Origin of the sequence: Halopseudomonas sp. (assembly GCF_041579695.1) — a bacterium.
Taxonomy (GTDB): Bacteria; Pseudomonadota; Gammaproteobacteria; order Pseudomonadales; family Pseudomonadaceae; genus Halopseudomonas.
In genome coordinates, this window is sequence record NZ_JBFGFI010000092.1 from 1 (window position 1) to 10,188 (window position 10,188).

A 10,188-nucleotide genomic window follows, 5' to 3' on the forward strand; every position below is an offset into this window, starting at 1 on the left:
CTTCTCGGCCATGCCCAGAAGGCTCCAGAGTTCCTGCAATGCTACACCGGGGAGGATCGCCTGCAGCGGTTCGCCGCCGAACTGGTTGATGTCCCTCTGAACGGCGAAGGTGCTGATGCGGCTGGTCAGGCCCAGCAGCACTGCAGTAATCGCCTGCGGCGTCAGTTCCATCGCGCGCGCCTGCTCGGCGCTGACACTGGCCGCCCCGCGCGCGGGCATCCCCTGCTGCCAGTCCACATGCAGGGCTTCCATGCCCTGCAGGCTGATATGAATGGTGCGGTCCACCGGGGTGCCGGTCTTGCTCAGTATCCCGCTGACGCGGAAAGGCTTGTCCGCATGGTCGACAAAGCTCACCGCTCCGGTCCCGTGCGCCAGCACCAGTTCGCTGTCGATTGCATAGCCCAGTTCGCGCGCCACGTCCGCGCCCAGAACCGCGTCGTAGAGATCGGCGAACGCAATGCCACGAGCAAATTCAAGCGCCTGATCGCGCCCGTGACGGTAGTGCTCGAAGTAGCCGGTGGTCGTGCCCATGACGCGGAAACCACGATGCGAGTCACCCAGGGAAATCGGGATGGCCCAGGCTACGCGCGGATTATCGGCCACATGCTGGTAGCTGTCCCAGCGGATATTGTTGGTGGCGTTACCGATACGAAAAACCGAATACAGAAGCAACTGCACCGACCCGGAACGGGCACCCACAATCAGGTCGGTACCCGAGATGGTGCTGGTAAAGCTGGCGCGTGCCTCGGTACGGACCTTTTCCACGGCCAGCAGCAGAGTGACGCTGAGCGCAATTGCCAGCACGGTCAGGATCGCGGAGAAACGCCGATTGGCCAGGCTCTTGATCGCCAGGCGCAGCAGATACATCAGAGCACCTCCTGGGCAGCAGCGGCGCGGTTGATGTCGCGCAGCGAAAGCGCCCGGTCGAACAACGGCTCCAGCGAGGAGTCGTGGCTGACAAACAGCAGGCTGCTGCCGCCGCGCTCGCATTCGGCAAACAGCAGGCGCAGGAAGGCCTCGCGGGTGTCGGCGTCCAGTGCCGATGTGGGTTCGTCAGCAATGACCAGTTCCGGGCTGCCGATCAGGGCCCTGGCTGCGGCTACCCGTTGTTGCTGGCCGATCGACAGTTCGGTCACCGGGCGGCGTAGCAGTGCCGGTTCCGAGAGGCCCAGACCGGCAAGCAGGTCCATGGCTGCCTGATCCAGGCTCGCACTGCGCGTTAGCGCCCGCGCGTGACGCACCGCCGAGAAGCGGCACGGCAGTGTCACGTTCTCTACCACCGACAGATAGGGCAGCAGGTTGAACATCTGGAATATGTAGCCCGTGTGGTCCGCGCGGAAGCGGTCACGCCTGGCAGCAGAGAGCCCGGACAGATCTTCACGCAGAAGCCGTATGCTGCCGCTATCGGGCAGAAGGACTCCGCCCAGCAGGCCCAGCAGGGTGGTCTTGCCGCTACCTGACGGGCCCTTCAAAAATACCCGTTCTCCGACCGCCAACGCGAAACTGTCTATATCCAGTAAGCGCGGCTGGCCGGGCCAGGCGAAAGTCACGGCGTTCAGCTGGATAAGAAATGGCTGCATGGAAAGGTCTGACACAGTGGGGTGGAAAAAGTTGACGACGAACAGGGCAAGTATATCCGATGCGTTCGCCGTCGTGCTCTCAGAGCCGTATCACGCTTTGCGCCGGCGTCAGCTCGCCGCCCTGCTGGCCGTTGGGAGTAATGGCCTGGAGCAGCAGCTTTTCGGTATAGGGGAATACCTCGAACAGCTTCACCTCGATCTGCTGCAGCGCGCCGGGATTCTCGCAGACAAAACGGAAGTGCGCGTGTATGTCCGAGTGTGCGCTTTCATGCTCGGCGTGATCATCCTGGGCGTGATCGTGATGCTCTTCGTGAGCCTTGTGGTGGTCATTCCGGTGGGCTTCATCGTGGTCATGGCTCTGCTCTTTGGCTGCAGCAAATAGCGGGCTTTCGACTTCGGCATCCTCCAGGGTGCAGGCAGCTGCACCGGGAAAAGCGAAAAGAGCATCTGCCTTGGTCAGGCGCTGCCTGGCCTGCTTTGCCGTGGCGAGATCCTTTTCGCTGGCGGGCATGTGCTCGAAGCCGACAATATTCGCGGCAGGGCTTTCAAGCTCGAATACCAGGTGCTCACCATCGAGAACCAGATTCAGCGTTGCCACACCATGCTCATGGGCCGCCAGACTGACGTTGCCTTTTTCGCTGTGTCCGTGATCGTGGTGATACTTTTCCGCGCGCTCATGGGCTGTGGATGAATGATGCTGATCTTCATGGCCATGTTCATGGGCCTGGATAGCGAAGGCCAGCGTGCTTAACAGCCCGCCAAGTAGCAGGGAAGTAGGGCGCATGGATGTATCTCCGGGAACATTAAGTAAATGTTATCCTATAACACAAATCACGGCCGCGCTACCTGCACTGTCTTCGTGCCGGTTTCTCAGTACAGGATCTGGTAGAGCTTGCGCCGATACTGGATCGCCAGCGGGTGTTCGCTCCCCAGCACATTGAATACTTCCAGCAGCGTGCGGTGCGGACTTCCGTCGGCATAGCCACGATCGCGCTGAAACAGCCCCAGCAGTGCATCCAGAGCCTGCTCGTAACGCTGTTGCGACAGATCCACTATTGCCAATTGGCAGGTTGCTTCGCTGTCATCGGCATTCTGTTTCAGCCGTTGCTCAAGCTCGCCGCGTGGCGGCATGCCCACGGCCTGGCGGAGAAAGGCGAGGTGCGCGCGTGCGCCGGCCAGTGCTGCCTTGTGCGCCTCCTTGTCCTTGACCGCGTCAAGCACCTGTCCGGCGGCGTCCAGTTGACCATCCATCGCCAGAGCACGCCCAAGCAGAATCAGCAGCGCATCTTCGGGCTGTTCACCGATGGCAGGTTGCAGCAGCGCAATCGCCTGGGCCGCCTGACCCTCATCCAGCAGCGCGCCGGCAACTGTGGCCAGATCCGCTTCCGGCTCTGCTACCGCCTCGGGGGCGGCGCCCAAATGGGGCTCGAGAATGGCGCGGATTGCGCTCTCTGGCTGGATGCCGGCAAAGCCGTCAACCGGCTGGCCATCCTTGAACAGCACGACCGTGGGCAGGCTGCGAATGCCGAAGCGTTCGCTGAGTCCGGCTTGCTGGTCGCAGTCGACCTTGGCCAGCAGCAGTTCGCCGGCATAGCTGTCGGTGATGGCTGCGAGTACTGGCATTAGCGCCTTGCACGGCGCGCACCATTCGGCCCAGAAATCCACCAACACCGGTTTGTGGAAGGAGTTTTCCAGAACGTAGCGATCAAAGGTGGCTTCGGTGACATCGAAAACGTGGGGTGAGGAGCTCATGGGCGATATCCGGTTGGGTGATCGATTGAATTGGCTTGTTGAGGATATGGGGGGCCGAGCCGCGGAAATCAAGCAGTCTGTACCGCGCGGTACAGACTGATCTGCCGGAACTCGGCCGGTTCACCCAGGTCGGGCCAGGTACGCCCGGCCAGCATGTTCTCTCGTTTATAGCTCGCATGCTGCAGGTCGCGCACCCTGGAGTCAGCCAGCAGCACGCTGTCGGCGCGCGTCACGAAGTGATCGAGAAAGTGACGGTTGTCGGCATCGTAGAGCACGTCGGCTGCCAGAATCAGATCCAGCGGTCCGCTGACGGCAAAGTAATCGGCTGCGCAGATCAACTGCTGGTTGTTTAGTTCGGCGTTCAGTTTGCAGGCCAGCTGCGCCTGCGGATCGAGGTCGCAGGCGATACTGCTGCTGGCGCCGGCCAGGCTGCAGGCGAGGGCGACCACGCCGGATCCCGAGCCGAAATCCAGCACCCGCTTGCCGCGCACTGTTTCCGGATGGTCGAGGATCCAGCGTGCCAGGGCCAGACCGCTGCCCCAGCAGAATCCCCAATAAGGTGGCTCCTGCAGCAGCCGCCGAGTTTCTTCGCCGGCGAAGGCGCGGTCGAGGTTTTGCGGGTCCAGCAGCCACAGGCGCAGTTCCGGCAGATCCGGAAGGTCGCTGATGCTCAGGCGTGCGTCGGGAAGTACTCGATGCAGGCTGGCGCTGAGCGCCTCTAACACGGGCTTGCTGATTTTGGCAGGTGACATGGCGGCTCCGGCAGTCAAGCCGCCGATTGTAATCGCGGGCGGCAGACCAGAACAGCGTGGCCGGTACACAATGGCCGGAATAGCGGCATGCCCTGGCCCACCGCCATAGCTGACGTGAATGTCCTGCCAGCATTGTGCGCTCTGGATACAGCCCATATAGTCTTAGGCAATACGTTCATCCTCCAGGAGCGAGTACCCCATGGGTCTTCCGACGATTCTACAAAACTCACTGACACTGCCGGTCATCTGCTCGCCGCTGTTCATTATCTCCAACCCCGATCTGGTCATAGCGCAATGCAAGGCTGGAGTGGTGGGATCCTTTCCGGCGCTCAACGCCCGTCCGGCCGAGGAGCTGGAAGTCTGGTTGCAGCGTATTAACTCCGAGCTGGAGAGTTACAAGGCAGCCAATCCCGAGGCTAAGGTGGCTCCTTACGCCGTCAACCAGATCGTTCATGCCAGTAACGATCGGCTGCAGCACGACGTGGAAATGTGCGTGAAGTACAAGGTACCGATCGTGATCACCAGTCTGCGGCCGCCGAACGATGTGGTGGGCCCGGTACACAGCTACGGAGGGCTGGTGTTCCATGATGTGATCAATGTGAAGCACGCGAAAAAGGCGATCGAGGCGGGCGTCGATGGCCTGATCCTGGTCTGCGCTGGCGCGGGTGGCCATGCCGGGCAACTGAGTCCCTTTGCCTTGGTATCCGAGATCCGCAGCTTCTACGACGGGCCGATCATTCTGTCCGGCTCGATCAGCAAGGGCGAGCAGGTATTGGCCGCGCAGGCGATGGGTGCCGATCTGGCCTATATGGGTACGCGATTTATCGCCACCCACGAAGCCAACGCCGACCAGGCCTACAAGCAGATGCTGGTCGAGACCAGTGCCGACGACATCGTCTACAGCAACCTGTTTACCGGCGTCCACGGTAACTACCTCAAGCCAAGTATCGCCAATGCCGGTCTGGACCCCAACAACCTGCCCGAGGGTGACAAGAGCAGCATGAAGTTCGGCTCGGGCGGCAGCAACAAGAGCAAGGCCTGGCGTGATATCTGGGGCGCAGGCCAGGGCGTTGGTAGCATCGGCGCTATCACTTCGACCGCTGAGGCCGTCAGCCAGCTGGAGCGGGAATACACCGACGCGCAGGCCCGCCTGCAGCAGATAGCCGGCCCCTACGGAAAGCCGGCATGACGGCGCGCCTGCTCTGCGCCGATCTGGAACGCAGTGGCGAGGAGATCGCCCGGCGAGCCCTCAAGCTCGCTGGCGGACTGGCCAGGTTGGGTGTGGCGGACGGCGACGTGATCGCCGTGATGCTGCGTAACAGCCCAGCCTTTGTCGATGCAATCCTGAGCTGCCAGACCGCTGGGTGTTTCTATTGCCCAATCAATTGGCACTTCAAGGCCGACGAAGTCGGCTTTCTGCTCCAGGATTCCGGCGCCAGGGTGCTGCTGGTCGAGGCAGACCTGCTGGATGACATCAGGCACGTCATACCTGAGGGTGTTGTGGTGTTGGTCAATGGCTGCGAGAGCGAATTGGCCTCCAATGAGCATGCCTTCGAGTCGTGGCTCGCAGAGCAGGGTCCGTATTCTGGTGAACCGCGCACGCCTCGAGCGCACATGGCCTATACCTCCGGTACCACCGGTAGGCCCAAGGGGGTTAAGCGTCTTGCCCCTGCGCCGCAAGAGCGCGAGGCGATGGCAGCTGCAATGAGCGCCCTGTCCCGCGAGGCCTGGGGCATCAAGCCTGGCGTGCGTACACTGGTATCTGCGCCGCTGTACCACAGCGCACCGAGCTCCTTTGCCCAGCAGTCGATCCTGCAGGCCGAGCTGATGGTGCTGATGCCGCGTTTTGATGCCGAGCAGACGCTGGCGCTGATTGAGCAGCACCGCATCGATACGGTGTTTCTGGTGCCGATCATGTATGTCCGCCTTCTACGTTTGCCGGCGGAGGTCAAGGCCCGATACGATTTGTCATCGGTTCGTTTTGTGGCTTCCACAGGTGCACCCTGCGCGCCGGATGTGAAACAGGCGATGCTTGATTGGTGGGGGCCGGTGATCCATGAAACCTACGCCTCCAGTGAAACCGGCATGATCACGATTCAGGACCCAGACTCCGCGCGGCGCAAGCCGGGCAGCGTCGGGCGGCCGATCGGCGATACCCGCATCCGCATTGTTGATGAGCAGGGCGGCGAGTGCGCGGTGGGTGAGCCCGGGGTCATCTACGTACGGCAGCCCGCGGTCCCGGATTTCACCTACCTGAACAATGAGCAGGCCCGTCTGAACGCCGGGCTGGATGATCTGGTAACTGTTGGTGATATCGGCTATCTGGACGAGGAAGGTTATCTTTACATCTGTGATCGCAAGTCTGACATGGTGATTTCGGGCGGCGTGAATATTTACCCCGCTGAAATCGAGCATGTACTGATAACCCTTCCCGGCGTGATCGATTGCGCGGTGGTCGGCCTGCCGGATGCCGAATACGGTGAGTCTCTGTTGGCCGTGGTGGCCGCGGACCCCAACGAGCTGAGCGTCGCGCAGGTGCAGCAGCACGTGCGTGAGCGGCTTGCGGGTTACAAGGTGCCGCGTCGGGTCGAGCTGATCGACAGTCTGCCGCGGGACGACAACGGCAAGGTGGCCAAGCGACTTTTACGCGAGCGTTTTGCTCCTTCCTGAGCTTCACTGCGCACAGGTTTCGGCAGGATGTTTCTTGCTGTGAAATGTAAAGATGCATTTTTATCGGGGCCTGGACAAGAGTAAGATGTGAACGCTTTTATCCTCCCGGGAAACTTCTATGCACTGTCCATTCTGTGGCGCCCATGACACCAAGGTGATCGACTCCCGGCTGGTTGCCGAGGGTGATCAGGTGCGTCGGCGCCGCGAGTGTCTGGCCTGCCAGGAGCGCTTTACCACCTTTGAAACTGCCGAGCTGGTTTTGCCGCGGATCATCAAGGGCGACGGTCGGCGCCAGCCCTTTGATGAGGAGAAGCTGCGCGCAGGTATGCAGCGGGCGCTGGAAAAGCGCCCGGTGAGTGTCGAGCAGATTGAAGCCGCGATTGGGCATATCAAGCACCGTCTGCGTGCCACCGGCGAGCGTGAGGTGCCGGCCATGGTGGTCGGTGAAATGGTCATGAACGAACTCAAGCAGCTCGACGAAGTAGCCTATATCCGCTTCGCTTCGGTCTATCGACGCTTCCAGGATCTGAACCAGTTCCGTGAGGAAATCGAGCGGTTGTCGCGCCGCGACAAGGACGATCCCGATGCCTGATCAGGCAGTCAGCGACCGGAGCATGATGGCCCGGGCGCTGCAATTGGCGGAGCAGGGCCTGTACACCACTGATCCCAATCCCCGTGTCGGCTGTGTGCTGGTACGTGAAGGACGGATTGTGGGCGAGGGCTGGCATGTACGCGCTGGCGAGGGTCACGCTGAGGTCAATGCGCTCTTGCAGGCTGGCGCTGAAGCCCGCGGTGCGACGGCCTATGTGACGCTCGAGCCCTGCAGTCATACCGGGCGGACGCCGCCCTGCGCCGATGCGCTGGTTGCCGCTGGCGTTACACGTGTGGTTGCGGCCATGCAGGATCCCAATCCCCTGGTCGCCGGACGTGGTCTGGAGCGTTTGCGCACTGCCGGCATCACCGTCGCCTGCGGTGTGCTCGAAGCACAGGCAGCGGCGCTTAACCCGGGTTTCGTCAAGCGCATGCAGACTGGCCTGCCTTTCGTGCGGCTCAAGCTGGCAATGAGTATGGATGGCCGTACCGCAATGGCCAGTGGCGAGAGTCAGTGGATTACCGGGCCCGAGGCCCGTGCCGATGTGCAGCGCCTGCGTGCGCGCAGCAGCGCGGTGCTCTCCGGCGCGGATGCGGTGTTGCTGGATGACTCGGCGCTGACCGTGCGCAGTGCCCAGTTGGGCCTCCCGGAGGCCGAGGCAGAGGCAGCCGCCGAGCGCCAGCCCCTGCGGGTGCTGGTCGATGGCCGCCTGCGTGTTCCACTGACCCGTCGCCTGTTTCAGCAGGACGGTCCAGTGCTGGTGGCCTGCCGACTGGACGAAACCCCGTCGCAGGATTACCGCGCGGCAGGCGCAGAGCTGCTGGCGCTGCCCAGTGCCGCCAGCGAGTACGTTGACCTCGAAGCGCTATTGCGGTTGCTGGCTTCGCGCGATTGCAATGAAGTGCTGGTAGAAACCGGAGCCGGGCTGGCGGGTGCTTTCCTGCGAGCGGGCCTGGTAGATGAGTTGGTGGTGTATATGGCGCCGAGACTGCTGGGCAGTCTGGCGCGACCCTTGTTGGAATTGCCCTTCGACAGTATGGCCGAGGCCATGCAGCTTGATGTGACCGACATGCGGGTTGTCGGCCGTGATTGGCGAATCACGGCGCGACCGGTTCTTCCTTTCTGAGAGTGTCGCATCATGCACATGGCAGTTCAGTGGTTGCTGGTCCTGATGGCAGTAGGAGCGTTTCTGGGCGTGGTTTTCGAAGAGCTGATCCACGTCAACAAGGCGAAGGTGGTGCTGTTTTTCGGCGCACTGGCATGGATGGTGCTGTTCATTGCGGCGCCGGACGAGGCCTTTCGCGAACGCGTGCAGGCGGCGCTGAGTCATAACATCACGGATATCGCCGGTTTGTGGCTGTTCCTGCTGGCGACCATGACCTTTGTCGCCTATCTGAACAAGAAGGGGCTGATCGAGAATATTATCTACAGCGTTCTGCCTGGCCGAGTCACAGAACGCAAGCTGCTGCTTTTGACCGGTCTGTTCTGCTTCGTCTTCTCGTCAATCGCCGACAACATAACCGCGACCCTGGTCTCGGTCGCGTTGGTGCTGAGCCTGAAGATGGAGCTGCGCAAGACATTGCGGTTCGCCACGCTGGTGGTTTTTGCAGTCAACTCCGGGGGCGTGGCAATGATTACCGGCGATGTCACCACGCTGATGATCTTTCTCGCCAACAAGGTCGAGATTACTCATCTGCTGATGCTCAGCGGCCCCGCTTTCCTGGCGGTACTGCTACTTGCCGCATTGCTCTCGGTGGGGCTCAAGGACGAGGTGGTGATCGAGAAGGCCACACTGCAGCCGCTGCGCGGAGTCGATCAGGTGATCGGCCTGCTGTTCCTGCTGACGATTCTTGGCACGATCCTCGGCAGTCTGTTGTATGCGATCCCGCCGGTGCTGACGTTCCTGACGGGTCTCGCCCTGATGTTTTTGATTGCACGGTTTTTCAACGAGGATATCGAGAACGACCCGATTCTGGAGTACGTAAGGGCGATCGAATTCGAAACCTTGCTATTCTTTCTGGGGGTGTTGCTGCTGGTGGGCATGCTCCAGTTTATCGGTGTGCTGCAAGGCCTGACGGCGCTTTACGACATGGTGCCGGTGATCTTTGCCAACTTCCTGATGGGTATTCTGTCGGCGCTGATCGACAACGTGCCGCTGACCGCGGCGTTGCTCAAGGCCGACCTGCAGATGAGCACTGCAGAGTGGATGGGGCTGACTTATGCTGTCGGAGTGGGCGGTTCATTGCTTATAATCGGCTCCGCTGCCGGGATCGTGGCAATGAGCAAGCTGCCCGGGTTGACCTTTCTGACCTACATGCGCAGTTTCGGGTTGCTGTTTGCGGCCTTTGTCTTCGGTTATATCTCGGTTTACGGGTTGGGTCTGCTGGTCGGTGGCTAGTAGACTGCACCCCTGAAAAAGAGGCACTTACATGTTCACAGGCATTATCGAAGCGGTTGGTCAGATCCAGAGCATGCAACCCCGGGGCGGGGACGTCAGGCTTTACGTGAAGACGGCCGGGCTCGACTTGGGTGATGTGAAGCTAGGCGACAGTATCGCGGTCAATGGCGTGTGCCTGACGGCGGTAGAATTGCCGGGCGATGGATTCTGGGCCGACGTCAGTCAGGAGACTATCCGTCGTACCGCACTGTCGCGCCTCAAGGAAGGCAGCCGGGTCAATCTGGAAAAGGCTCTGACACCTTCATCACGCCTTGGCGGGCATCTGGTCAGTGGCCATGTGGATGGCGTTGGCAAGGTGCTATCAATGACGGAGGACGCACGGTCCTGGCATTTCCGGATCGAGGCTCCCGCCGGACTGGCGCGTTACATCGCCGAAAAAGGCTC

The 10,188-nt window shown here is 61.3% G+C and carries 11 protein-coding genes; 6 read left to right on the forward strand and 5 right to left on the reverse strand.

Going from position 1 to position 10,188, the window contains the following annotated elements; translation table 11 throughout:
* From ABYA88_RS13820 to ABYA88_RS13840, 5 genes are all read right to left on the reverse strand, one after another.
* Positions 1-867, reverse strand: an 867-nt coding sequence (locus ABYA88_RS13820) for an ABC transporter permease (RefSeq protein ID WP_373187976.1), incomplete at its 3' end; no start/stop codon positions are given.
* Positions 867-1,580 carry an ABC transporter ATP-binding protein gene (locus tag ABYA88_RS13825; protein WP_373187977.1) on the reverse strand — a complete coding sequence of 238 codons (714 nt, stop codon included), beginning with the start codon at positions 1,578-1,580 and terminating at the stop codon, positions 867-869. The genes ABYA88_RS13825 and ABYA88_RS13820, both read right to left, overlap by 1 nt.
* A gap of 79 nt (positions 1,581-1,659) precedes the next feature.
* Positions 1,660-2,364 carry a DUF2796 domain-containing protein gene (locus tag ABYA88_RS13830; protein ID WP_373187978.1) on the reverse strand — a complete coding sequence of 235 codons (705 nt, stop codon included), beginning with the start codon at positions 2,362-2,364 and terminating at the stop codon, positions 1,660-1,662.
* A gap of 86 nt (positions 2,365-2,450) precedes the next feature.
* Positions 2,451-3,332, reverse strand: a complete 882-nt coding sequence (gene trxA / locus ABYA88_RS13835) for a thioredoxin (RefSeq protein ID WP_373187979.1) — start codon at positions 3,330-3,332, stop codon at positions 2,451-2,453.
* A 68-nt stretch (positions 3,333-3,400) separates the two neighbouring features.
* A complete protein-coding gene (locus ABYA88_RS13840) occupies positions 3,401-4,084 on the reverse strand; it encodes a methyltransferase (RefSeq protein ID WP_373187980.1) in 684 nt (227 codons plus the stop codon).
* 199 nt (positions 4,085-4,283) lie between these two features.
* On the opposite strand from ABYA88_RS13840, the gene ABYA88_RS13845 reads away from it, so the two are divergent.
* The 6 genes from ABYA88_RS13845 to ABYA88_RS13870 form a co-directional block, all read left to right on the forward strand.
* Positions 4,284-5,273, forward strand: coding sequence for an NAD(P)H-dependent flavin oxidoreductase (locus ABYA88_RS13845; RefSeq protein ID WP_373187981.1), 990 nt, complete (start codon positions 4,284-4,286; stop codon positions 5,271-5,273).
* Positions 5,270-6,754, forward strand: coding sequence for an AMP-binding protein (locus ABYA88_RS13850; protein ID WP_373187982.1), 1,485 nt, complete (start codon positions 5,270-5,272; stop codon positions 6,752-6,754). The genes ABYA88_RS13845 and ABYA88_RS13850 overlap by 4 nt, the downstream gene beginning before the upstream one ends.
* Positions 6,755-6,872: 118 nt before the next feature.
* A complete protein-coding gene (gene nrdR / locus ABYA88_RS13855) occupies positions 6,873-7,346 on the forward strand; it encodes a transcriptional regulator NrdR (protein ID WP_373187983.1) in 474 nt (157 codons plus the stop codon).
* The gene (gene ribD / locus ABYA88_RS13860; protein ID WP_373187984.1) at positions 7,339-8,472 is read left to right on the forward strand and encodes a bifunctional diaminohydroxyphosphoribosylaminopyrimidine deaminase/5-amino-6-(5-phosphoribosylamino)uracil reductase RibD; all 1,134 of its coding nucleotides are present in this window, start codon (positions 7,339-7,341) and stop codon (positions 8,470-8,472) included. The genes nrdR and ribD overlap by 8 nt, the downstream gene beginning before the upstream one ends.
* A gap of 12 nt (positions 8,473-8,484) precedes the next feature.
* Positions 8,485-9,744: a sodium:proton antiporter NhaD gene (nhaD, locus tag ABYA88_RS13865; RefSeq protein ID WP_373187985.1), complete on the forward strand. Its 1,260-nt coding sequence runs from the start codon at positions 8,485-8,487 to the stop codon at positions 9,742-9,744.
* A 31-nt stretch (positions 9,745-9,775) separates the two neighbouring features.
* On the forward strand, positions 9,776-10,188 hold a 413-nt coding region (locus ABYA88_RS13870), incomplete at its 3' end, for a riboflavin synthase (protein ID WP_373187986.1).

Bases quoted from the DNA above. Each gene is read 5' to 3' on its own strand.
- ABYA88_RS13850 (WP_373187982.1), top strand. From the start codon at position 5,270: ATGACGGCGCGCCTGCTCTGCGCCGATCTGGAACGCAGTGGCGAGGAG.
- ribD (WP_373187984.1), top strand. From the start codon at position 7,339: ATGCCTGATCAGGCAGTCAGCGACCGGAGCATGATGGCCCGGGCGCTG.
- nhaD (WP_373187985.1), top strand. From the start codon at position 8,485: ATGCACATGGCAGTTCAGTGGTTGCTGGTCCTGATGGCAGTAGGAGCG.
- ABYA88_RS13825 (WP_373187977.1), bottom strand. From the start codon at position 1,580: ATGCAGCCATTTCTTATCCAGCTGAACGCCGTGACTTTCGCCTGGCCC.
- nrdR (WP_373187983.1), top strand. From the start codon at position 6,873: ATGCACTGTCCATTCTGTGGCGCCCATGACACCAAGGTGATCGACTCC.
- ABYA88_RS13830 (WP_373187978.1), bottom strand. From the start codon at position 2,364: ATGCGCCCTACTTCCCTGCTACTTGGCGGGCTGTTAAGCACGCTGGCC.
- trxA (WP_373187979.1), bottom strand. From the start codon at position 3,332: ATGAGCTCCTCACCCCACGTTTTCGATGTCACCGAAGCCACCTTTGAT.
- ABYA88_RS13845 (WP_373187981.1), top strand. From the start codon at position 4,284: ATGGGTCTTCCGACGATTCTACAAAACTCACTGACACTGCCGGTCATC.
- ABYA88_RS13840 (WP_373187980.1), bottom strand. From the start codon at position 4,084: ATGTCACCTGCCAAAATCAGCAAGCCCGTGTTAGAGGCGCTCAGCGCC.